Origin of the sequence: Streptomyces sp. NPDC051315, assembly GCF_044455165.1 — a bacterium.
Lineage (GTDB): Bacteria > Actinomycetota > Actinomycetes > Streptomycetales > Streptomycetaceae > Streptomyces.
This window is the reverse complement of record NZ_JBITEN010000001.1, coordinates 664,061-687,471: the sequence shown is the minus strand read 5'-3', so window position 1 is coordinate 687,471 and position 23,411 is coordinate 664,061. Positions and strand designations below refer to the sequence as shown.

Below are 23,411 nucleotides of genomic sequence, written 5' to 3'. Positions count from 1 at the left end.
CGGGCCCGGGGAACTGTCCGTTTCACGGGCCAGGTCCGCGTACAGCGCCGCGTGGTCCGATGCCCGGGTGGCCCGGGAGGTCACCGTCGGGAAGGACGTGGAGGCGCCGGGTTCCCAAGTGCCCCGCCGCTCCACCTCCACGTGCTCGACCCGGTCCCACAGCCTCGGCGAGAACGGCGCCCGGTCGCCGCGCGGCCCATCCCTCCCGCGGCCCGGTCAGCGGCCTCGACCTCGCAGGCGCAGGGCGCCGAGCAGGTGGACCAGCACCTTCAGCGCCGCCTGCCGGCGGGCCGGCTTGCGGGACCAGACGGCGGGCAGGACCACCCCGGCGTAGAGCGCGACGAAGACGAGGAGACCGAACAGGGCGGGCGCGGCGGGCAGATGGGGCGTCGGGAGTGTCATGCGGCTTCCTCCGGGAGCGGTGTCCGACTGGTCGGCAACGACGATCGCCCGCGCCGGGCCCCGTGCGGGCCGCTCCCGACGCACGGCGAACTCCCGGCGGAAACCGCAGGTGGACCCGTACGCTTCGGAAGAGTTCGCCGAACCGCGCCGAAGGGGCTGGGAGTTGGCCGCACCACCGACGGGACCTGTCGCGGACTTCTGCGCCGCGCTGCGGCGGCTCGTGCGGGCGTGCGGTGTGCCCCAGAAGGAGATCGCCGCCTCGCTGTTCATGAGCGGGGCCGCGGTCTCGGAGCTGCTCAACGGCCGGCGTGTGACGCCTCCGGACTGGGACGTGGTGCGCCGGATCCTGGACCTGTGCGCGGGGCGCTGCGGGAGCCCGCCCGGCTCCGCGCCCCCGGACGTGCGGTGGGACGAGCAGTGGTGGAGGGGGCGCCACGCGGAGCTGGTGCGCACCGTCGAGGCGTCCTCCGTCCGCGGCCACGGGGTGGCGGACTCGGCGCCGCCTGTGCGGGACCCCGCGGAGGCGATCGACGTCTTCGCCGCCACCGGCATGGACCTCTCGGCGGCAGTGCGCGTCCTGGCGGCCGGGCGCGAGGAACTCGCGTACTGCCTCGACGAGCTGCTGTACAGGGAGGAGAGCCGGTCCCGGGTCCTCGCCGCCCTGCTGGAGGGGTTCCCGGGCCGGGTGCGGGCGGCACGCGGCGTGTGCCGGGCCGTGCTGCTGCAGGCCGCCCGGGTGGTCCTCGCGGGCGTGGCACTGGCCGGGTGCGGGGCGGACCACGTCAGCCGGGGCGGCACCCGGACACTGGTGAACGGCGCGGCGCGGGCGTACGGATGGCCCCCGGAGGACGAGCCGTCGGCCGGCTGTGGCGGGCCCGCCGACCCGGCGCTGCGGGAGGGGACGGAGCGGGCCGGACTCAGCGCCCCGGTCGGCCAGGAGTTGCTCGACCACTACCTGGCCCTCGCCGCACCCCTCGCCGAGACCTGCCCCGAGTTCGGGCTGTCGGCCGGACTGCCACCGGGCCGTGACGGAGCCAGGACGCCCGGCCCCCTCAGGACGGGACTGGCCGGCCTGCACTCACTGCTCGCCGGCTTCACCGGCCAGGACCATGCACTCCCGCCCTCCGCCCGCGCCCTGCTGGACGCGCCGATCGCCACCTTCGAGGTCCGCGGCCCCCGCCTGCCGAGCCTGGCGGACGGGTACGTCAACCCCCGCTACCGGCTGACCGGACCGGGCGCCGAGGGCGTCCAGCAGGGCGCCGCCTCCGACAAGTGGTGGCAGGAGCGGCCGCTGCACGAGGACCTGGAGTGCTTCCTCGCCGCCCACCTGCTCAGCCTTCCCGCCCTCCTGAGCCCGCTGCTCGTGCTGGGCCACCCCGGCGCGGGCAAGTCGCTGCTCACCAAGCTGCTGACGGCCAGGCTCCCGGCCCGCGAGTTCCGCCCCCTGCGCGTGGAACTGCGGCACACGCCCGCCGACGACGACCTCCAGACACAGCTGGAGCACGCGCTGCGTCACGCCACCGGGCGGTCGGTGAGCTGGCCGGACTGGACGGAGGCCGAGCCGGACCTGCTCCCGGTCGTCCTCCTGGACGGTTTCGACGAACTCCTCCAAGCGGGCGCCCAGAAGCTCGACTCCGCACGGCAGTGGACCTACCTGCGGGACATCGAGCGGTTCCAGCGCCGCGAGGCGGAGCTCGGCCGCCCGCTGGCCGTGCTGGTGACGAGCCGTACGGTGGTGGCCGACCGTGCGGAGATCCCCCCGGACAGCCAGGTGCTGCGCCTGGAGCCGTTCGACGAACCGGAGACCGAGCAGTGGCTCTCCGTCTGGAACACCACGAACCGGGTCCACCTGGAGCGGCGCGGACTACGGCCGCTCACCCCGGAGGCCCTCGCCCCGCACCGCCACCTCGCTGCCCAGCCCCTGCTGCTGCTCATGCTCGCCCTGTACGACGCGGACGACAACGCGCTGCACCGGCTGCGGGACGAGGACATCAGCCGCACCGAACTGTACGAACGGCTCCTCACGACGTTCGTCCGCCGGCAGCTCGTCAAGGACGGCCCACTTCCCGCGTCCGGGGAACAGGCCGCGATCGACCGTGAACTCCACCGTCTGTCGGTGATCGCCTTCGGGATGTTCCAGCGCGGCGCCCAGGCCATCACGGGCGGGCAGGCAGAGGACGACCTGCGCACCCTGGCGGGCGGGACGACGGACGGCGATCTGCTCTTCGGGCGCTTCTTCTTCGTCCACGAGGCGCAGGCCGTGATCGCGGAGCAGTCGTTGCGCAGCTACGAGTTCATGCACGCGACCTTCGGCGAGCACCTTGCCGCGCGGCTGGTCGCACGGGCGCTGCGCCTGCTGCCGACCCGGGTCCGCGAGGGCCACCGGCTCCCCGACGACGGGGAGCTGTACGCCCTGCTGTCCTACACCCCGCTCAGCGACCGGGCGCAGATCGTGCAGAACCTGGCCGACATGCTGTCCGCCCGGCCGCCGGACGCGGAGCGGGAGGTGCTGCCGGGGCTGCTCGCCGAGCTGTTCCGGGAGGTGCCGTGGGAGACCGCCCACCGCGGTAACCACGCGCACGCGCCCGTCCGTCGGCCCAGGGCCTGCCGGGATGCCGTCTACAGCGCGAACCTGCTGCTGATCGGGGTGCTGGCGACGGGAGAGGTGTACGCGTCGGACTTCCTGGGGACCGACGGGGACCTGATCGACCAGTGGCGCCGGCAGGCGATGGCGTGGCGGGCGCAGATGTCCAGGGAGTCCTGGGACCTGTACGTGTCCACCCTCGGGCCGGAGCGGGTCTGGCGGCCTCCGTCGCGCGGCCTCGGTGACGTGCGGCCCGACCTGCGCATCGGCCTGCGGCGGGTGCCGCTCGTCCAGCACGAGCTCAGCTGGCCGCTGGGCATCCCGGCGGGCGGGACGCAGGGGGTGACGTTCGATCTGGACGAGGGGACCGACGACGACGTGCCGAACGTGGTGCGCCGGGTCCTGTTCGCCGGTGACCGTGACGCGGAGCTGCTGCTGCACGCCGCCCACCCCCTGCTGCACCGGCTGCCCGCTTCCCTGCGCACCCACTCCGTCGACGGCGACGGGCACGTCCGGTCGGCGGCCCACGCCCTGGTCGCCCTGCTCGCCCGGGACGTGTACCACCCCGATGTGCTGCCCGACCTGTACGGAAGGTGCCTGAAAGCGGCCGAGGCGCTGCCGGAGCGCGAGGAGCACGTCCTCATCGAGGCCCTGAGCCGCCAGCTCGTCCACGACGCGGCCACCTTGCCGGACGACGCTCTCCGGCCGATCCTGTCCCGCTTGGTCGTGCACGTCGCGGTGTCACCCCTCGGCGAGTCGCTGCGACGGTCGCTGACCGACTGCCTGCAGCGCCTCGCGGGCAGGGGGGACGACAGGCTGCGCCAGGTGCTCGAGGCCCTCGCATCGAATCTCCACCTGTGGGGGCCACGGGCCGGGCTGTACGGCGAGGCCCTGCTGCTGGAGCTGTCCCGGGCCGGTCGATCCGCCCGTACCTGGAGCTGGGTGCGGTCGCCGGACGACGCCCCCGACCTCCTGGACGAGTGTCTGCACGGCCTCGACCTCCCCACCACCGCAGCCCGCCACCCCCGCGCCGTCGTCGACCTGCTCCGCCTGGCCGCGGAACTGGGCCGCGCCGACTGGCTGGCCGCCCACACCGCGGACCTCCTCGTCCTGCTCCCGGACAACGCCTTCGGTCTCCTGCGCCCCTCCGACCTGGGCCCCCTGCGGGACGCGCTCCCCGAGGGCGGCTACGCCTACGAGACGGAGTTCGCCGAGGTCGAAAGGAGTTTCAGACGACCCGGCGCGGCAGCCGCAGACTGAGCAGGCCGGTGCCGACGACCCCGGCGATCTGCACGGCCAGCGTCGTCATCAGCGCGTCCCGCATGCCCATGCCCGGCGCGAGCGACAGGAACAGCGTTCCGAGGGTGGCCACCCCCAGCGCCAGCGACGCCTGCTGGGTCGTCACCATCACGCCGCCGCCGACGCCCGCCCGGGCCGGCGGCACCTCGGACAGCACGATCCGCATCACGACGGGCAGCTGCAGCGCCTGGCCGGCGCCGGCGACCGCCGCGCCCGGCAGCAGCTCGGCGACGCCCAGGTGCGGCCAGCCCTGCCGGACGGCCACCATGATCAGGGCCACGCCCACGCCCTGCACCACCGCGCCGGCGGTCACCACCCGGGCGCCGTACCGGGCCACGAGCCGGGGGCCGGCGAGCGAGGCGACGAAGAACGCGAGCGCCATCGGCGCCAGCGCCAGACCGGCCGGGACGGGGCCCAGCCCCGCGCCCTGCTGGAGGGCCACCGCGACGACGAACATGAACCCGCTGAAGCCGACGGCGAGCGGCGCCATGATGGTCAGCCCGCGGCGCAGCGTGGTGAGGGCGAACAGGCTCGGCGGCACCAGCGGCGTACGGCCGAGCCGGTCGGCCCGGCGCTCCACCGCGTAGAACCCGGCCGCCGCGAGCGGGAACGCGGCGAGCGACAGCCAGGTCCACAGCGGCCAGCCCGCCGCCCGGCCCTCGGTGAGCGGCGCGAGCAGCGTCAGCAGGGCCACCGCCAGCAGCACCGTGCCGGGACCGTCCACCGGCTCCGGCCGTTGTGAGCGGGTCTCCGGGACGCTGCGGACGGCGAGGACGAGCCCGACGACCACGACGGGGACGTTCACGAGGAACACCGACCGCCAGCCGGTGCCGGCGATGTCGGCGGCGACCAGGACGCCGCCCAGGATCTGGCCCACCACCATGGACAGGCCGGCGGTGGCGCCGTACAGGCTCATCGCCCTCGCGCGGCGGGCGCCCTCGGTGGTGGCCTGGATGGTGGCGAGCACCTGGGGGACCATCACGGCGGCCGACGCGCCCTGGGCGACCCGCGCCGCCACCAGCCACCAGGCGCCGGGTGCCAGTCCGCAGGCCAGCGAGGTCAGGCCGAAGGCGGCCATCCCGAACAGGAAGAGCCGGCGCCGGCCGAACAGGTCGCCGAGCCGGCCGCCGAGGACGAGGAGCACGGCGTACGCCACCCCGTACCCGGAGACGACGAGTTCGAGGACGGACTCGCTCGCGGCGAGGTCCTCGGCGAGGGTGGGCAGGGCGACGTTGACGATGAAGAAGTCGATGAGGGGCAGGGCCGCGCCGAGCAGGACGGTGAGGAGTCCCAGCGCGCCGAGCACACGGGGTGCGGCGCCGGTGGGCGCCGCGGTCGGGGTCAGGGTGTCAGTCACGCCGTCGAGCCTGCGCGCCCCCTCAGACGGGTACCAGAGTCTTCTTGTCCTGGTACAAGGAGTACCTGGCAACAGGGTCCGGGCACGGGCACGCTGGAGGTATGACGACCATGGTCCAGGAGACGGCGGCCCCCACGACCGGCAGCGGCGCGGCCAGCAGGCGGCACGAACTGGCCGCCTTCCTGCGCAGCCGCCGCGAGCGGATCACTCCCGAGCAGGTGGGCCTCCCGCGCGGCACGCGCCGCCGGACGCCCGGCCTGCGCCGGGAGGAGGTCGCCCATCTCTCCGCGGTCGGCGTCACCTGGTACACCTGGCTGGAACAGGCCCGGGACATCCACGTCTCCGTCCAGGTCCTCGACGCCCTGGCCCGCACGCTGATGCTCGACGGGAGCGAACGCGCCCACCTCTTCCAGCTGGCCGGCGCCGTCGACCCGACCCCGGCCGCGTCCTGCACCGGCATCACCGACGCCCTGCGCGAGACGCTGGACCAGCTCGACCCGCTGCCCGCCTGCGTCCAGAACAGCCGCTACGACATCCTGGCCTACAACCGCACCTACGCCCGTCTCCTGTGCGACCTCGACGCCATCCCGCCCGAGGACCGCAACTGCATGCTCCTGGTCCACACCCACCCCGACTGGCGGGAGGCGATCGTCCACCTGGAGGAGACCATGCGCCTGATGGCGGCGAAGCTGCGCGCCTCCATGGCCGGTCACCTCTCCGAACCGGCGTGGAAGATGCTGGTCAGGCGCCTCCAGACGGAGTCCCCGGAGTTCCGCGAGAACTGGGAGCGTTACGAGATCGTCGCCCACCGCAGCAAGACCAAGCAGATCCGCAACGCCCACGTGGGCCTGCTCAACCTCCACCACACGGACCTGTGGCTCGGCCCGCAACACGGGGCGCGCATGGTGACGTACACCCCGGTGGACGAGGAGACCCGGGAACGCCTGAGGAAGCTCCACGCACTGGCCGCGCGACCGGCCGTCGCGTAGGTCCTCCGCGGCGGATCACGCCGCGGACGCGGGGCTCGCCGGGCCCGGACGCGGCGTTGTCGCCGGCTGCCGGGCCCGCCGCTCACGGATGCGCTCGTACGGAAGGGGTCCCCTCGCGCCGGCCCGTCCTGCGGCGTGCGTGTCCGCACGCGCCGGGCCCCGCCGCGGCACCGGGCGGGCCGCTCAGGCGCTGACGCCCGCCGCCTCCCGTACGTCCTTCGCCTCCAGGCGCTCCGCCGTCCGCTCGGCCGTGCGCCGGGCCCACCGGCCGCTGCTGACCGCGCCCAGCACCAGCACCGCGAAGCCGCAGGCGGCGAGGATCCACCAGCCCGGTACGGCGGCGGCGACGAAGGCGTCGCGGTACGGCGAGGAGCCGATGCCCGACGCCAGGACCGCGCCCACCACGGCGACGCCGAGTGTCTGCCCCAGCTGGCGGCTCGTGGAGGCGACGGCGGCGGCGACACCGGCCTGGGCGCGGGGCATGCCCGAGACCGCCGTGTTGGTGATCGGGGCGTTCACGAAGCCGAAGCCGATGCCGAAGAGGACGTAGCCGATGAGGAGGGTGAGGTCGGAGGTCTCGGCCTCGAAGACGGCGAAGAGGACGCCGCTCGCGGTCATCGCCACCCCGGCGATCAGCAGCGGCAGCCGTGGGCCCCGGCTGCCGACGAGCCGCCCGGACAGGGGGGCGCACAGGAAGGTCGGTACGGCCATCGGCAGCATCCACAGACCGGCGTGCAGGGCGTCCAGACCGCGCACGTTCTGCAGGTACAGCGTGGACAGGAAGAGGAATCCGCCGAGCGCGGCGAAGGCGCTGATCGCGACCACGGTGGCCCCGCTGAACGGCACCGACCGGAAGAACCGCAGGTCGATGAGGGGCTCGTCGCGCCGGGGCTCGTACCACAGCAGTCCGAGCAGCGCGGCCAGCGCCACCGCCGCGAAGGGCCCGCTGGTGGCGAACCCGGCCGTCGGCGCCTCGATGATCGCGTACGTCAGGGAGCCGAAGAGCACGATGACCAGCACCTGGCCGACGGGGTCGGGGCGGCGGGCCTTCGGGGCCCGGGACTCGGGGACGCAGCGCAGGGTCAGCAGGAGGGCCACGAGGCCGACCGGGAGGTTGACCCAGAAGATCGCGCGCCAGTCCACCGCCTCCACCAGCAGGCCGCCCACCAGCGGACCCGCGGCCATCGAGATGCCCACGACCGCGCCCCACACGCCGATGGCGCGGGCCCGCTCACGCGGGTCGGTGAAGGTGTTGGTGATGATCGACATGGCGACCGGGTTGAGCATGGAGCCGCCGACCGCCTGGACCATCCGGAAGACGACGAGCAGTTCCAGGTCCGGCGCGAGGGAGCACAGCAGGGAGCCGAGCGAGAACAGCACCAGGCCGGTCATGAAGACCTTCTTGCGGCCGATCCGGTCGGCCGTGGAGCCCGCGAGCATCAGCAGCCCGGCCAGTACCACCGTGTAGGCGTCGATCGTCCACTGCAGTCCGGCGGTGGTGGCGCGCAGGTCGCGCTGCATCGCGGGCAGGGCGACGTTGAGAGCGGTGGTGTCGAGGCTCACGATCAGCAGACTGATACAGCAGATCGCGAGCACGAGCATGCGTCGGCGATGGCTGAGCTCGGGCATGGGTCCCATCGTACCCACATTGATAGTGCGTCTAACTAACGACTTGGCGAGGTCTTTGCCAGGTCACCCCTGCGCGTGCGGGACAATGGGGGAATGCCCATGACCGCGCCCACGAAGACGACGACCCTGCAGATCGGCCCGCACACCGTCACCCCGCCGGTCGTCCTGGCCCCCATGGCGGGGATCACCAACGCGCCCTTCCGTACCCTGTGCAGGGAGTTCAGCGACGGCAAGGGCCTCTTCGTGAGCGAGATGATCACCACCCGGGCGCTGGTCGAACGCAACGAGAAGACCATGCAGCTCATCCACTTCGACGCGACCGAGAAGCCCCGCTCGATCCAGCTGTACGGCGTCGACCCGGCGACCGTCGGCAAGGCCGTCCGCATGATCGTGGAGGAGGGCCTCGCCGACCACATCGACCTGAACTTCGGCTGCCCGGTCCCGAAGGTCACCAGGAAGGGCGGCGGCTCCGCCCTCCCGTACAAGCGCAACCTGCTGCGGGCGATCCTGCGCGAGGCCGTCGGCGGCGCCGGGGACCTCCCCGTCACCATGAAGATGCGCAAGGGCATCGACGACGACCACATCACCTACCTCGACGCCGGCCGCATCGCCGTCGAGGAGGGCGTCACCGCCATCGCCCTGCACGGCCGCACCGCCGCCCAGCACTACGGCGGCACCGCCGACTGGGACGCGATCGCCCGCCTGAAGGAACACGTCCCGGAGATCCCGGTGCTCGGCAACGGCGACATCTGGTCCGCCGAGGACGCCCTGCGGATGGTCCGGGAGACCGGCTGCGACGGGGTCGTGGTCGGCCGCGGCTGCCTGGGCCGGCCCTGGCTCTTCGCGGACCTGGTCGCCGCCTTCGAGGGACGCACCGACTTCCGGCGGCCCACGCTCCGCGAGGTCGCCGACGTCATGGTCCGGCACGCCACCCTGCTCGGCGAGTGGATCGGCGACGAGTCGAAGGGCGTCGTCGACTTCCGCAAGCACGTCGCCTGGTACCTCAAGGGTTTCGCGGTCGGCTCCGAGATGCGCAAGCGGCTCGCGATCACCTCGTCCCTGGCGCAACTGCGCGCCGGACTCGACGAACTGGACCTCGACCAGCCCTGGCCCGCCGGCGCCGACGGGCCCCGCGGCCGTACGTCCGGCAACAACCGGGTGGTGCTGCCGGACGGCTGGCTGAAGGACCCGTACGACTGCGCGGGCGTGGGCGAGGACGCCGAGCTGGACACCTCCGGGGGCTGACCCCGGCCGGCTCAGCCCCCGCTGGGGTGCGGGGTCGAGCCGTACGCCAGCAGGAAGCGGTCGCGGAAGGAGCTCATCTTCCACACCGGGGCGTCCTTCGCGGGCTTCAGTCCCTCCGTCCACTTCCAGCCAGCGATCTTGTCGAGGACCTTCGGGTCCTTGGCGACGACGGAGACCGGCACGTCCCGGCCGGCGTTGTCGCCGCTGACGCGGGCGATGGGCTGGTGGTCGCCGAGGAAGACCAGGACCGTGTCGTCGGTGCCGTAACGCTCGAGCCACTGGGTGAGGGCGGTCACCGAGTACTGGATCGACCGGCCGTACTCCCGGCGGGAGGCGGCCGAGTCGTTGATGACGTCGGACGCGTCCTTCCCGGCCTTCTGGATGCCCCGGAAGACCGATCCGTCGCCCAGCTCGTCCCAGCCGACCATCGTCGGCACGGGCGCCCAGGGCTGGTGACTCGAGGTCAGGATGATCTCCGACATCAGCGGCTTGTCGCGCTGCTTGCCGTGCTCCAGCCGCTGGAACGCCTCCAGGGCGTACTGGTCGGGCATGGTCGACCAGCTGAACTTCGGCCCCCGGTAGCCCATCTCGAAGGCGTTGTAGACCTTGTCGAGTCCGTAGAACTCCTGCTCCGGCCAGCCCTTCTGCACGCCCGGCATCACGCCGACGGTGTCCCAGGCGCCGGTCTTGCGGAAGGCCTTGGTCAGGCTGAGGTGGTCGCTGGCCATGACGGTGCGGTAGCGCTGCTGGGTGTCGACCCACAGCCCGGACAGGGCGGTGGAGTGGCCGAGCCAGCTGCTGCCGCCGAAGGTCGCCGAGGTCAGCCAGCCGCTCCGGGCGTGGAAACCGGCCTCCGCCAGGGCCCGCGTGCTCGTGTCGAGGGTCCTGTTCACGCCCGGCGCGATCCCCGGGTCCTCGATGGCGCTGCGGCCGTAGCTCTCGATGAAGGCGAAGACCACGTCCTTGCCGCGCAGGTCGGGCACGAGCTGCGCGGGCGGGGTGGCGCCGAAGGTGTCGGTGCGGGCCTCCTCGGCGAACGCGGCCTCGTCCCGGAGGGTGTCGCGCACCCGGCGGGCCTCGGAGGTGAGGGTGCCGGCGACCCGGTCGGAGGCGACCGGCAGCCCGGCGTACTCCAGGCCGAGGACGGAGCAGGTGATCCAGGCCGTGCCGGAGACCAGCGTGGCCCGGGTCGCCAGCCGGGTGTCGCGCACCAGCAGGCCGGCCAGCCGGACCGTCGCCAGGGCCATCACCGTGCACAGCAGGGCGACGAGCAGCAGGACGCCGACCGTGGCGGCGAGTGCCGTCGTCCGGCCCATCGAGTCGGCGACGTACGACTGGGCGTCGTCGAGCAGGCCCCAGTCCAGGACGAGGTTGAAGTCCCGGCCCAGGTACTCCACGAACCCCATGTCGAGCAGGTTCAGCACGGTCAGCGCCCCGAGGAGCACCCCGGTCAGCGCCGCCACGACCACCCGCGGCCGGCGGGGCAGCGCCAGCAGCACGGCGGCCCCGATGATCGCCTCCCCGGGCAGCCGCAGGAACCGGTCGGGCTGCAGCGCGAAGAGCCGGTTCGGCATCAGCATGGCCCCGAGCACCAGCACCACCGACAGCACGGTCGCCGTCCACCACAGCACCCGCGCGGCCCGGGGGCGACGGGTGCGCCAGGCACGCCAGTGCGCGACCCGCTCCCGCAGGGAGCGCGCGCCGGCCCCGGGCTGCGCGGCCTCCCCCACGGCGTCCACGGCGTCCTCGGGTTCCTTCAGGTCCGGCGGGCCGGGCAGCTGACGCGAGCGAGTGAAGACGGGCACCCGAGGGTCCTTCCGTACGAAGCCGGGCGGATCGGCGGATCCGACGGGGCGCGCCGGATCCACCGCCATGTCGTACGGCTTGCTCCCGCCCGGTGTTCACCCCGCCCGGCCGTCGGTCGGCACACACCGGGCGAACGCCCGGCCGGCCCGCTACGCGCCGCCCACCGCCGTGAGCAGCGCCAACGGGGCCGCCGCCGAGCGGGATTCGCGTACGCACGCGTGAGGGTACGGCACCGGCTCGGCGTGCGTGTCGCGGCCGTACCCGGCGAGGACCTCGGGCAGCCGGTGGCCGGTCGCGGTGGCCGCGTCGACCAGACCGTGGGCGACCGTACGGGCCTCGTCGTGCAGGCCGTAGCGGGCCAGGCCGAGCGTGATCAGCGCGTTGTCGTGCGGCCAGACCGAGCCGCGGTGGTAGGAGAGCGGGTGGTACGCCGGCTGCCCGGACGCCAGCGTGCGGACCCCCCAGCCCGAGAAGAAGTCCGGCTCGAGCAGCCGCCGGCCGACCACCTCCCCGTACTCCTTGTCCAGCAGCCCCGACCAGAGCAGGTGGCCGGCGTCGGAGGCCAGCGCGTCGACCCGGTGGCCGTGACCGTCCAGGGCGAGGGCGGGAAAGGAGTGCTCCGGCATCCAGAAGTCCCGCTGGAAGCGGTCGCGCAGATCGGCGGCTGCCTGCTCCAGCAGGGCCGCGTAGGTCTCGTCCGCCCACACCGAGCGCGCCACCCACGCCGTGCGGCGCAGCGCGTCGTACGCGTAGCCCTGGGCCCCCGCCGCCATCACCGGGCCGCTCGCGCGGGTGCCGTCGGCCGAGCAGATGGCGCCGGGGGAGTCCTTCCAGTTCTGGTTGGCGAGGCCGCCCTGGTCGGCCCGGTAGACCAGGTAGCCGCGGGAGGTGAGCCCGCCGTGGTCGAGCATCCAGCCGACGGCCGCGCGGGCGTGGGACTCCAGCCGGCGGGCGAGCGCCGTGTCACCGGTCTGCTCGACGTACGCGCCGAGGAGGACGAGGAAGAGCGGGGTGGCGTCGACCGAGCCGTAGTAGCGGCCGAACGGGACCTGGCGGAAGTGGGCGAGTTCGCCGTGCCGCACCTCGTGGACGATCTTGCCGGGCTGGGCGACCGACTCCGGGCCGGTCTCCGTGGCCTGGGTCGCGGCCAGCGCCGGCAGCGTGGCGGCGGCCAGACGGGGGCGGTAGGGGAGGGCGAAGAGGGAGGTGAGCAGGGCGTCGCGGCCCAGCAGGGTCAGGAACCAGGGGGCGCCGGCCGCCGGGACGCGCAGTTCCTCGCCGTCCGGGCCGGTCGCCGGGACCTGGAGCGCGGCCAGGTCCGCGAGGCCGCGCGCGCAGGCGGCGGCCAGTTCGGGCCAGCCGGTCGGGAAGGCCACGCCCTCCACGAACTCGCCCTCCTGCACGAGGAGGCTCCCGGTCAGTGCGGCCGGGGAGCTGGGCACCCGCAGGGCCCGCTTCTCACCGTGCGGGCGGGCCATCACCCGCAGCGTCAGCTCGGCGGAGCCGTGCGGGGCGAGCTCCACCGTCCACACCAGGCGGCGCGCGCCGGTGCCGGTCTCCTCGACGCCGTCCGGTGCGGGGTCGGCGCTCACCGTCGTGACGGACCGCCACTCGCCGCGCCGGTAGGTGAACTCCACCCCGTGGTCGAGGACCTGGCGGCGGCGTACGGCGCCGGTCTTGGCGTAGGTGCGGTGGTCGGAGCGGAGTTCGAACTGGTCGGTGAAGTCGGCGTCCACGGTGAGCGCGAGACGGACCGTGAGCGGCTCCGGGCGGTTGCTGACGACCCGCAGCAGCTCCACGAACGAGCCGTCCCCGACAGCCTGTTCCCGGAAGAGCGTGCACGACGGGGGCTCGGTGCGGCCGCCGCGGGGGACGAGCACACAGCGGGCGGTGTCCCCGTCCGCGACCGGCGCGAGCACCTCGGGCACGGCCCCGTCGACGGTGAGCTGCCAGCGGCTGAGGTGCCGCGCGTCCCGGACGAACAGGCCGTCGGGCGAGCCGGCGCCGCGTACGCCGCTGATGTCCCCGCGGTCACCGACGGCGGCGAACGTCCCGCCGTACACGAGCAGATGATGCCGGTCCGTCATCCCCGGTCCCCTCCCTTGAGTGCGGTGTCGTCCGAGTCGTGCAGGCCGTGCAGGTCGTGCGCCGGGTGCCGGTCGTTCGGGTGGTGCCGGTCGTCCCGGTGGTGCGGGTCGTGCGGGTCGTCCGTGTCGTGCGGGACGTGCGCGGGGCGCGGGTCGTCCCGGTGGCGCGGGTCCTCCGGGTGGCGCGGGTCGTCCCGGTGGCGCGGGTCCTCCGGGTGGCGCGGGCCGTGCGGGTCGTGCAGCAGGTCGAGCGTGAGCGCGGCGGTCCAGCTGAAGCCGGTCGCCCCGCAGGCCTCGCCGGTGTACGGATCGACGTACTCGGCGAACCCCGACGTGTCCGCGACCTCCAGCACGGCCTGGCGCAGCGCGTCCGCCCGCGCCCGCTCGCCGTGCGCCCGCAGCCCCCGCTCCAGCAGCCAGCTCGTGTTGAACCAGGCCGGGCCGCGCCAGTAGCGGTGCGGGTCGAAGGCCTCGCCGAGCAGGTCGTAGCTGGGGACGAGACGGGTGGTGGTGCCCAGCCCGAAGTGCGGGCCGCACAGGGTCCGTACGAGGGCGGCGGCGACCTCGGGCGGCAGGCCGGGCAGCAGCAGCGGGACCAGGCCGGAGACCCCGCGCTCCGGGATCGGACCCGCGCCGCGCACGTCCCGGCAGAGGAACAGGCCCTCCGCCGGGTCCCACAGCCGGTCGACGAGCGCCGCCGTCAGCCGCTGCGCGCGCGCGTGCCGGGCGGTGCCCGTGGCGCCCAGCTCCTGCGCGATGCGCGCCAGCGCGTGCTCGGAGGCGATGAGCAGGGCGTTGAAGGCGGGGTCCTCGACGGCGAAGTCACCTGCGCCGTCGGCGTACCCGCCGTCCCGGTAGTCCGACGCCAGCCGCACGTACCGCCCGTAGTCCAGGTCCGTCGGCCGGTCCTCGGCGGCCCCGTGGTCGAGGTCGGCGCGGCGGAAGGAGCGGGCCGGGGCGGGGGTGATCCGGGCGAGCGGGGCGTCCCAGGAGGGCGCGTTGTCCATGCCCTGCTCCCACGGGTGGACGACGGACACCAGCCCGCCTGCGCCCAGGTCCCGCCGGTGCAGCAGATAGCGGTGCCAGGCGGCCAGCCGGGGGTACACCCGGGCGAGGAAGCCGCGCGCCCGGGACAGCCCCGGGTCGGCGCGGTGCACCAGCCAGGCCGCCAGCGCGTGCACCGGTGGCTGCACGATGCCGGAGGTCTGTACGGTGCGCGGGGCGCCCGCAGCGCGCCCCGCGGTCGAGGAGCGCCAGAAGTCGGGGCTCGGGAAGTACGCGTCGAGCGGCACGGAGGGGTTGAAGACGATGTGCGGGATCCGCCCGTCGCCCCACTGCGCCTCCAGCAGGGTCTCCAGCTCCGTCTGCGCCCGGCGCGGCGAGACGTGCCGCAGCCCGATCGCGACGAAGGCCGAGTCCCAGGACCACTGGTGGGGGTACAGCCCGCGCGAGGGCACCGTCGACGTCCCCGTCCAGTTGCCCTCGAGCACCTGCACCGCCCTGAGGTGCAGCGACCCCGCCGGTGTGGCGGGATCGTATACGGCGGTGCACTCCGTGGGACGGGCGATGAGCTGGGCGGTGCGATCCACGCGGGGCTCCCCGAAGAGCGACGACGACGGCACAGTCGACCCGGTTCGGCAGTGGCTACCGTAGGGTTACGTCTATTTAACACGCAAAACCCAATATGTAATGCAGGGTTGGGAAACACAAGGGGGTGCGCATGACCGGAAGGCCGGGGCGGACCGGCAGGAGCGGCGGTCAGGCCGGCGCCGGGGATCTGCTCGCACTGGTACGCACGGGGCGGGCGACGACACGCGGTGCCCTCCAGCAGGCCACCGGCCTCTCCCGGGCCACCGTCGGCCAGCGTCTGGACCGTCTGTTCCGCGCGGGCTGGCTGCGCGAGGGCGCCGGCGGGCCGGTCGACTCCCCGCTGGGCGGACGCCCCTCGATCACACTGGAGTTCGACGACGCGCACGCGGTCGTCCTCGCCGCCGACCTCGACACCCGGCACGCGCGCGCCGCCGTGCTCTCCCTGACCGGTGAGCTCCTCGCCGAACACTCGGGCACGCTGGTCGTCGAGGACGGCCCGGACGCCGTCCTCGGCGAGCTGGGGCGCTGGTTCGCCGAGCTGCTGGAGAAGGCCGGCCACACCGCGGACGAGGCCTGCGGCATCGGCCTGGCCGTCCCCGGCCCGGTCGACAGCGAGACCGGCCGGGTCGTCCAGCCGCCGATGATGCCCGGCTGGGACGGCTACGACATACGCGGCCGCCTCGCCAGGGCGTTCACGGAACACACCGGCGCGCCGCCCGTCCCGGTCCTCGTCGACAACGACGCCAACCTCATGGCGTACGGCGAACAGCGCACCGCCCACCCGGACTGCTCGGCGTTCGTGCTGGTGAAGGTGTCGACCGGGATCGGCGCGGGCGTCGTGGTCGACGGCGCGATCTACCGGGGCGTCGACGGCGGAGCCGGCGACATCGGGCACATCCGGGTGGGCGCGGAGGCGCTGTGCCGGTGCGGGTCGCAGGGCTGTCTCGCGGCGGTCGCGAGCGGTGGCGCCGTGGCCCGCAAGCTGGCCGGGACGGGGGTGCCGGCGGCGTCGGGCTCGGACGTGCGCGACCTGCTCGCCGCCGGGCACCCGGGGGCGGCCGCGCTGGCCCGGGAGGCCGGACGCCAGGTGGGCGACGTGCTGGCGACGGTCGTGACGCTGCTCAACCCCGGGGTGCTGATGATCGCCGGGGACCTGGCCGGCACCTCCTTCCTCACCGGCGTGCGCGAACTGCTCTACCAGCGGGCGCTGCCGCGCTCGACCGCCCGCCTCGAGGTGGTCACCTCGCGGCTCGGGGAGCGGGCGGGTCTGGTGGGCGCCGGAGCGCTGGTCGTGGAGCACCTGTACGCGCCGGAGCGGGTGGAGGAGCGGTTGCGGGCACTCGGCGTGTGACGAGGGTGTTTCCGTCTTCGGTCCCGTCCCGGAGCCGCGTCCGAATGGTGAAATCGGCTCGTTCGTGGAAGCGTGATTCTCGCCACCCTTGATAGGGGTAGCGCTCAGATGAGCGGATTGCGAGCGACTGCACTTCCTCAAGGGGTGGCACTCAGTGCCACCCCTTGATCGTTCATCGACCGAAATCAGACGGGCTGACAGTCGCTCATCTGAGCGGAAAAGAACGCTTGTGTGGGACCTTGTGTTCAAGAAATGAAAACATCAGCTGCTCGGCGCTTGCCAAGCCTTGACTTTCGATCCCGTGGCGGACGACTGGTTACAGGCGCATGACGCACAAGTGGACGTACCCAGACGCCTTCGATCTGGGTATGTTCCTCGCCGTCAGGGCAGCCACCGCGTCCTCGAGGAGTCGAGACCCGTGTCGGAAAACAAAGATCCCCACGTAGCTGAGCCGACAGCGAGCGTTGAGGGTGTGAAGTTCGTTTACGACTTCACCGAGGGCAACAAGGACCTCAAGGACCTCCTCGGCGGCAAGGGCGCGAACCTCGCCGAGATGACCAACCTCGGCCTTCCGGTCCCTCCCGGCTTCACCATCACCACCGAGGCCTGCAAGGTCTACCTCGACAGCGGCGAGGAGCCGGCGGCACTGCGTGACGAGGTGAGTGCGCACCTCGTCGCCCTCGAAGAGAAGATGGGCAAGAAGCTCGGCCAGGCCGACAACCCCCTGCTCGTCTCGGTCCGCTCCGGCGCCAAGTTCTCGATGCCCGGCATGATGGACACCGTCCTGAACATCGGCCTGTCCGACAAGTCGGTCCAGGGCCTGGCCCAGCAGGCCGGCGACGACCGCTTCGCCTGGGACTCCTACCGCCGGCTGATCCAGATGTTCGGCAAGACGGTCCTCGGCGTCGACGGCGACCTCTTCGAGGAGGCCCTCGAGGCGGCCAAGGCCGCCAAGAAGGTCACGGTCGACACCGAGCTGGAGGCCGCGGACCTCAAGAAGCTGGTCACCAAGTTCAAGAAGATCGTCAAGACCGAGGCCGGCCGGGACTTCCCGCAGGACCCGCGCGAGCAGATGGACCTCGCGATCAAGGCCGTCTTCGACTCCTGGAACGGCGACCGCGCCAAGCTGTACCGCCGCCAGGAGCGCATCCCGCACGACCTCGGCACGGCGGTGAACGTCTGCTCGATGGTCTTCGGCAACCTCGGCCCCGACTCGGGCACCGGCGTCGCCTTCACGCGCGACCCCGCCTCCGGCCACCAGGGCGTCTACGGCGACTACCTCCAGAACGCCCAGGGCGAGGACGTCGTGGCGGGCATCCGCAACACCGTCCCGCTCGCCGAGCTGGAGCAGATCGACAAGAAGTCGTACGACCAGCTGATGCAGATCATGGAGACGCTGGAGAACCACTACAAGGACCTCTGCGACATCGAGTTCACGATCGAGCGCGGTCAGCTGTGGATGCTCCAGACGCGCGTCGGCAAGCGGACGGCCGGTGCCGCCTTCCGCATCGCCACGCAGCTCGTCGACCAGGGTCTGATCGACGAGACCGAGGCCCTCCAGCGTGTCACCGGCGCCCAGCTCGCCCAGCTGATGTTCCCCCGCTTCGACGAGCACGCGAAGACCCAGCAGATCGGCCGGGGCATCGCGGCCTCGCCGGGCGCGGCCGTCGGCAAGGCGGTCTTCGACTCCTACACGGCCGTGAAGTGGTCGCGCTCGGGCGAGAAGGTCATCCTGGTCCGCCGCGAGACCAACCCCGACGACCTCGACGGCATGATCGCGGCCGAGGGCATCCTGACCAGCCGGGGCGGCAAGACCTCGCACGCCGCCGTCGTGGCCCGCGGCATGGGCAAGACCTGTGTCTGCGGCGCGGAGGAGCTCGAGGTCGACACCAAGCGCCGCCGGATGACGGTCCCCGGCGGCCATGTGGTGGAGGAGGGCGACCTCATCTCCATCGACGGCTCCACCGGCAAGGTCTACCTGGGCGAGGTCCCGGTGGTCCCCTCCCCGGTGGTGGAGTACTTCGAGGGCCGGATGCACGCGGGCGCCGACGACGCCGACGAGCTCGTCGAGGCCGTCCACCGCATCATGGCCTTCGCGGACCGCAAGCGCCGGCTGCGGGTGCGGGCCAACGCGGACAACGCCGAGGACGCGCTGCGCGCCCGCCGCTTCGGCGCCCAGGGCATCGGCCTGTGCCGCACCGAGCACATGTTCCTCGGCGACCGCCGGGAACTGGTCGAGCGACTGATCCTCGCGGACACGGAGACCGAGCGCGAGGAGTCCCTGAAGGAACTGCTCCCCCTCCAGAAGCAGGACTTCGTCGAGCTGTTCGAGGCGATGGACGGCCTCCCGGTGACGATCCGGCTCCTCGACCCGCCGCTGCACGAGTTCCTCCCCGACATCACGGAACTCTCCGTCCGCGTCGCCCTGGCGGAGTCCCGGCAGGAGCCGCACGAGAACGAGCTGCGGCTGCTGCAGGCGGTGCACCGCCTGCACGAGCAGAACCCCATGCTGGGTCTGCGGGGCGTACGCCTCGGTCTGGTGATCCCCGGTCTGTTCACGATGCAGGTCCGCGCCATCGCCGAGGCGGCGGCCGAGCGCAGGAACGCCAAGGGCGACCCGCGCCCCGAGATCATGATCCCGCTCGTCGGCACGGTCCAGGAACTGGAGATCGTCCGCGAGGAGGCCGACCAGGTCGTCGCGGAGGTCGAGGCGGCGACGGGCGTCTCCCTGAAGCTGTCGATCGGCACGATGATCGAGCTCCCGCGGGCCGCGCTGACCGCCGGTCAGATCGCCGAGGCGGCGGAGTTCTTCTCCTTCGGCACGAACGACCTGACGCAGACGGTGTGGGGCTTCAGCCGGGACGACGTGGAGGCCTCCTTCTTCACCGCGTACCTGGAGAAGGGCATCTTCGGCGTCTCCCCCTTCGAGACGATCGACAAGGACGGCGTCGGCTCGCTGGTGAAGTCCGCGGCCGAGGCCGGCCGCCGGACCCGCCCCGACCTGAAGCTCGGCGTGTGCGGCGAGCACGGCGGCGATCCCGAGTCCGTGCACTTCTTCCACGAGGTCGGTCTCGACTACGTCTCCTGCTCGCCGTTCCGGATCCCGGTGGCGCGACTGGAGGCGGGGCGGGCTGCCACGCAGTCCGAGGGGAGCGATCACCGCTGAGCGTGAGCGCGTGATCCTCCGGTGATCGGCGCCGGGGCGCCGGTCCCCCTGTGACCCCGGAGCCGCTGCGGTCCCCGACCCTCAGTACCGATCGCGGCGGCTCCGGCACGCAAGGAGAGGGCGACACCCTGTGCGGGGGTGCCGCCCTCTTGTGTTGCGGCTGAGTGGCGGGGTGGCGGGGTGGCTGGAAGTCGAGTCCCCTGATGTGATGGCTGGTCAGCGACTTAAGGTTTCTCCTTGCGGTCGATCCGTTACCTTCTGTCACGCCGGGGGTGACGGAGCCTCCGGGTGACCGAGAGGTGCGGGATGAAGAAGGTTTTGGTCGGTGCGGGCGCGGCGGTGTTGTTCTTCGCCGGGGTGGGGACTGCTGCCGCTGATGCGTGGCATCATCTGCCGGCTATGGCCCCACAAGGCGTGTACTTCTCTGATGGGAAGTACCAGTTCAATCCGCCGGAGCGTAATCATGGCGCCTTCGAGTGGAAGGGGCAGCTCACCGACGCCCTGCCGAACGACGGTCACAACGTGTACATGCTGGCGCGCGCTGAAGGGCACGGCTGGTCGCGCTACAACGGCAAGCAGCGGCGCACGGTCTACATGCACCAGTCCAACTGGGACGGCGCGCAGCGCTACACCAACGACGCGGAGATCAGGGCGTGCCGTGACCGTGGCAGCCTGCGGCCCGACAACTGTTCCCCGACGCTGGCCTATCACGGCCCCAAGTGGAACTGACACCGGTTCGAAACCTCAGGCCCGGGCGGGTGCCCGGGCCTGCGCTCGCCATAGGGGAACAAGATCAATACGTCAGAAGTCCTGTCGGCCGAGGGCGTCGAGCTCTGTTACGGCGAGACCCCAGCCGTCAGGGGAGCGCAATTGACGGTACGTCGCGGCGAGGTCGCGGCCATCACCGGACAGAGTGGCTCGGGTAAATCCTCGTTGCTGTACTGCCTCGCCGGGGTGTTGCCCGTGGCCCGAGGTGAGGTGCGTTTCGAGGGGCGCTCTCTCTCGGAGCTGGACGACGAAGAACTCAGTGCGCTACGCAGGGAACGGTTCGGGTTCGTCTTCCAGTACGGGGAACTGCTGCCTGAGCTGACGATCGAGGAGAACACGGCCCTGCCTCTGCGTCTGGCCGGCCGGCGCAAAGCAGAGGCGCTGGCCGCCGCGGGTGAGGTGCTGGGCAGGCTCGGTCTGGCTGACCTGCGCACACGGAGGCCCTCGCAGGTCTCGGGTGGGCAGAGCCAACGCGTGGCCGTGGCCCGTGCGCTGGTCCACCGGCCGGCCGTGGTGTTCGCCGACGAGCCGACGGGATCGCTGGACAGCGCCAACGCCGCCGCCGTACTGGACGAGTTCCTGTCGCTGGCCCGCTCCCGGGGGACCGCCGTCGTCCTCGTCACCCACGACGCCGACGTGGCCGCACGTGCGGACACGCACTACACCATGCGTGACGGTGTGCTGGCCTGTCGGGCCAGGGAGGCGTCGTGAGGGAACTGCTACTGGGCCTGCGCCTGTTGCTGGGCAGCGGCCGGGGCAGTCGTGCGCGGTTCCTGCTCATGACTCTCGGCGCCGCCGTCGGCGTGTGCTGCCTCGCCTTGGTGCTGGCCATCCCTGGCATCCTCGCGACACAGGACGCACGGCAAATGGCGCGCGAGCCGATCTGTGTGGGAGACGGCCGGAAACTCTGCGATTCCGGTGACCGAGCGCCCCTCCAGCTCATCCACACGGATCCGTACGGCTCACGCCCCTTGACCCGTGTCTTTCTCGCGAAGGGAAGCACTCCGGTCGAACCCCCGCCGGGTCTGGACGTGTTCCCCGCGGCCGGTCAGGTGTTCGTGTCGCCTCGACTCCACGACATCCTCCGGGACGAGCCGGGGGTCTCGCAGCTCCTCCCGGGCAAGGAGGCCGGACGGATCGCCGCCCCAGGGCTGGCCCGCCCCGACGAGCTCTACGCCTACATCGGCGTCGACCGGAAGGACCTCGCTCAGGGCGAGCGTATGACGGGCTTTGGCGGGAAGTACGTGCGCACGCCCACGGTGGAGGACTCCGCCCTCGACATCGTGCGTTTCACCCTCGCCGGCGTGGTCCTGCTCCCTCTCGCGGTCTTCCTGGCCGTGTGCGCCCGGCTATCCGCCGCCGCACGGGACCGACGGCTGGCCGCACTGCGGCTCCTGGGACTGAGCAGGAAGGGCGTCCAGCGGGTCAACGCCGCGGAGACCGTGGCTGCCGCGTTTCTCGGCGCGGTCCTGGGTCTCGGCGGGTACTGGCTCGTCAACCAGGTCGTCGCACGAGTGGGGCTGCCGGGCTTCACCTGGTACCCGTCCGACGGTTCACTGTCCGCGTCCACCGTTGCCGTCTGTCTGGTCGGATGCCCTGCGCTGGCCTGGTTCGTGGGACGCTTCGGTGGCCGACGGGCGGCTGACAACCCGCTGGCCGTCCGGCGTGGGGCCGTGCCCAAGGCCCCGGCCAAGTGGGGGCTGCTTCCGCTGGTGCCCGGCCTGGGCATCGTGGCCGGATACTGTGTGGCTGGTGCGACGGGCCATGCCCCGCGCGATACGAGCCTCTCGTCGGTCCTCATGCCGATCGCCGTCGTACTGGTCGGCGTCGGTCTCGTCATGGCGCTGCCGCTGTTGTCCGGGGTGCTCGCGCGACGTGTGGCTCAGTCGACCCGTTCACTCTCCCTCGGCCTCGCCATGCGGCGCAACGAGGTCGAGCCCGGCGGTGCGTTCCGTGTGGCAACCGGCTTGGTCCTCCTGATCTTCGGAGCCTCCCTTGTGCAGGGCGTGCTCATCGAACTCGATCAAGTGACCAGGAACACTGGACCCACCCAGGCGTACCGCATCGGGCTGGGCACCGTCACGTACGAGCAGCAGAGGGCTTTCGAAAAGGTGCCGGAAGTCAGTGGACACGCAGTTGTGGCGACCTCATGGACGGATCTCACAGATGCCGATTTGTGGACGCCTTCCATCGACGCAGTGGTTGCTACCTGTGGCCAACTTCGGGCCTTGGTGCCCGACCTCGGCCGTTGCTTGGACGGGCGACCCAGCCTCCTGGTGAATTCGGCTAATGCCGCCATGGATGAGGAAGTCAAACCGGGTGCGGGCTTCCCCTTCCGCTTGAGGAATGAGGAGGGACAACGCCGCATGATGACCGTGAAGGTGCCACGCGAGACCGTGACCTTTCGGGACGACACCGGCTTGTCTCGCGTTCAAAGTGGCGATGTGCTCCTGCCTCCGGACCTGGTGCCTGCCGGCTTCCGGCCTGAGGATGCCAATCTCACCCTGGTGAGCAACTCCGCCCCCGAGGCGTTTCGGACTGTCATGGACGGCATCGGAGGTGTCGACCCGACCGTGAAGGTCTGGACCCCCGGCATCAATGTCGACGCCCTGAAACAAGTCACGATCGTCAAAACGCTCCTAGGCGCGGGCATGGTCCTCGGCCTCGTCATCGGCGTAGCCGCCTACCTCGTCGCCGCTACCGACCGTGCCGTCGAGCGCCGTCCCCAGGTCACCGCGCTCGCGTTGATCGGTGCGCGTCCCCGAACGCTTCGGGCCGTGCAGGTGGCGCAGGTGGTCGTGCCGTTGGCTGCGGGGCTCTTGTTGGCTGTGGTCTTCGGGAAGGCGGCCGAGTCGAGCTATCTGGTCACCGGCGGCGGCGCCATCTTCTGGGACGGGGACGGAGTTCCGCTGCTGCTCGCCTGTGCCGTGGGCGTCGTGGGTCTGGCCGCAGTGGGATCTCTCCCGCTCGTAGGCCGCCGCATCGACCCGGAGCTCATCCGGCGGGACTGACCGTGGAGGGATGGGGGCGGGGGGGCGGGGGGGGCCGGGGGGGCCCCCCCCCGGGGGGCCCCCCCCCCCCCCCCCGGCCGCGCCCGCCCCCGGGGGGTGGGGGGGCGGTGCCCGGGGTCCCCCGGGG

Annotated in this window: 14 protein-coding genes; 8 read left to right on the top strand and 6 right to left on the bottom strand. The window is 72.5% G+C overall.

Annotated features, from left to right (window positions below; genetic code table 11):
* Nucleotides 1-216 precede the first annotated feature (216 nt).
* Nucleotides 217-402, bottom strand: a complete 186-nt coding sequence (locus tag ACIBBD_RS03140; protein ID WP_399417523.1) for a hypothetical protein — start codon at nt 400-402, stop codon at nt 217-219.
* 163 nt (nt 403-565) lie between these two features.
* On the opposite strand from ACIBBD_RS03140, the gene ACIBBD_RS03135 reads away from it, so the two are divergent.
* Nucleotides 566-4,246 carry a helix-turn-helix domain-containing protein gene (locus ACIBBD_RS03135; RefSeq protein ID WP_399417522.1) on the top strand — a complete coding sequence of 1,227 codons (3,681 nt, stop codon included), beginning with the start codon at nt 566-568 and terminating at the stop codon, nt 4,244-4,246.
* Here ACIBBD_RS03135 and ACIBBD_RS03130 read toward each other — a convergent pair.
* Nucleotides 4,215-5,642 (bottom strand): MFS transporter, encoded by a 1,428-nt coding sequence (locus ACIBBD_RS03130; RefSeq protein WP_399417521.1) that lies wholly within the window; start codon nt 5,640-5,642, stop codon nt 4,215-4,217. The genes ACIBBD_RS03135 and ACIBBD_RS03130 overlap by 32 nt on opposite strands.
* 101 nt (nt 5,643-5,743) lie before the next feature.
* On the opposite strand from ACIBBD_RS03130, the gene ACIBBD_RS03125 reads away from it, so the two are divergent.
* Nucleotides 5,744-6,631, top strand: coding sequence for a helix-turn-helix transcriptional regulator (locus ACIBBD_RS03125; RefSeq protein WP_399417520.1), 888 nt, complete (start codon nt 5,744-5,746; stop codon nt 6,629-6,631).
* 183 nt (nt 6,632-6,814) lie between these two features.
* Here the strand turns inward: ACIBBD_RS03125 and ACIBBD_RS03120 are convergent, their stop codons facing one another.
* On the bottom strand, nt 6,815-8,260 hold the full coding sequence (locus ACIBBD_RS03120; protein WP_399417519.1) for an MFS transporter: 1,446 nt from the start codon (nt 8,258-8,260) through the stop codon (nt 6,815-6,817).
* Nucleotides 8,261-8,359: 99 nt separating this feature from the next.
* Between ACIBBD_RS03120 and dusB the strand changes: the two genes are divergently transcribed.
* Entirely contained in the window at nt 8,360-9,505 is a 1,146-nt protein-coding gene (dusB, locus tag ACIBBD_RS03115) for a tRNA dihydrouridine synthase DusB (RefSeq protein WP_399417517.1), read from the top strand.
* 11 nt (nt 9,506-9,516) lie between these two features.
* Here dusB and ACIBBD_RS03110 read toward each other — a convergent pair whose 3' ends face one another.
* From ACIBBD_RS03110 to ACIBBD_RS03100, 3 genes are all read right to left on the bottom strand, one after another.
* Nucleotides 9,517-11,310, bottom strand: a complete 1,794-nt coding sequence (locus ACIBBD_RS03110) for a CDP-alcohol phosphatidyltransferase (RefSeq protein ID WP_399417516.1) — start codon at nt 11,308-11,310, stop codon at nt 9,517-9,519.
* Between the two features lie 150 nt (nt 11,311-11,460).
* Nucleotides 11,461-13,398 carry a glycogen debranching N-terminal domain-containing protein gene (locus ACIBBD_RS03105; RefSeq protein WP_399417515.1) on the bottom strand — a complete coding sequence of 646 codons (1,938 nt, stop codon included), beginning with the start codon at nt 13,396-13,398 and terminating at the stop codon, nt 11,461-11,463.
* Nucleotides 13,395-14,987 carry an MGH1-like glycoside hydrolase domain-containing protein gene (locus ACIBBD_RS03100; protein ID WP_399417514.1) on the bottom strand — a complete coding sequence of 531 codons (1,593 nt, stop codon included), beginning with the start codon at nt 14,985-14,987 and terminating at the stop codon, nt 13,395-13,397. The genes ACIBBD_RS03105 and ACIBBD_RS03100 overlap by 4 nt, the downstream gene beginning before the upstream one ends.
* A 131-nt stretch (nt 14,988-15,118) precedes the next feature.
* On the opposite strand from ACIBBD_RS03100, the gene ACIBBD_RS03095 reads away from it, so the two are divergent.
* The 5 genes from ACIBBD_RS03095 (at nt 15,119) to ACIBBD_RS03075 (ending at nt 23,284) form a co-directional block, all read left to right on the top strand.
* Nucleotides 15,119-16,339: an ROK family protein gene (locus ACIBBD_RS03095; RefSeq protein ID WP_399417513.1), complete on the top strand. Its 1,221-nt coding sequence runs from the start codon at nt 15,119-15,121 to the stop codon at nt 16,337-16,339.
* A gap of 418 nt (nt 16,340-16,757) precedes the next feature.
* Nucleotides 16,758-19,505: a pyruvate, phosphate dikinase gene (gene ppdK, locus ACIBBD_RS03090; RefSeq protein WP_399417512.1), complete on the top strand. Its 2,748-nt coding sequence runs from the start codon at nt 16,758-16,760 to the stop codon at nt 19,503-19,505.
* A 306-nt stretch (nt 19,506-19,811) separates the two neighbouring features.
* On the top strand, nt 19,812-20,234 hold the full coding sequence (locus ACIBBD_RS03085; protein ID WP_399417511.1) for a hypothetical protein: 423 nt from the start codon (nt 19,812-19,814) through the stop codon (nt 20,232-20,234).
* A 63-nt stretch (nt 20,235-20,297) separates the two neighbouring features.
* Nucleotides 20,298-20,984, top strand: a complete 687-nt coding sequence (locus ACIBBD_RS03080) for an ABC transporter ATP-binding protein (protein WP_399417578.1) — start codon at nt 20,298-20,300, stop codon at nt 20,982-20,984.
* Complete coding sequence (locus ACIBBD_RS03075) at nt 20,981-23,284, top strand: FtsX-like permease family protein (protein ID WP_399417510.1); 2,304 nt, start codon at nt 20,981-20,983, stop codon at nt 23,282-23,284. Before ACIBBD_RS03080 ends, ACIBBD_RS03075 begins: the two co-directional genes overlap by 4 nt.
* Nucleotides 23,285-23,411: the final 127 nt, after the last annotated feature.

Coding starts and splice junctions, on each gene's coding strand:
- ACIBBD_RS03085 (WP_399417511.1), top strand. CDS start 19,812: ATGAAGAAGGTTTTGGTCGGTGCGGGCGCGGCGGTGTTGTTCTTCGCC.
- ACIBBD_RS03140 (WP_399417523.1), bottom strand. CDS start 402: ATGACACTCCCGACGCCCCATCTGCCCGCCGCGCCCGCCCTGTTCGGT.
- ACIBBD_RS03105 (WP_399417515.1), bottom strand. CDS start 13,398: ATGACGGACCGGCATCATCTGCTCGTGTACGGCGGGACGTTCGCCGCC.
- ACIBBD_RS03125 (WP_399417520.1), top strand. CDS start 5,744: ATGACGACCATGGTCCAGGAGACGGCGGCCCCCACGACCGGCAGCGGC.
- dusB (WP_399417517.1), top strand. CDS start 8,360: ATGACCGCGCCCACGAAGACGACGACCCTGCAGATCGGCCCGCACACC.
- ACIBBD_RS03120 (WP_399417519.1), bottom strand. CDS start 8,260: ATGCCCGAGCTCAGCCATCGCCGACGCATGCTCGTGCTCGCGATCTGC.
- ACIBBD_RS03095 (WP_399417513.1), top strand. CDS start 15,119: ATGACCGGAAGGCCGGGGCGGACCGGCAGGAGCGGCGGTCAGGCCGGC.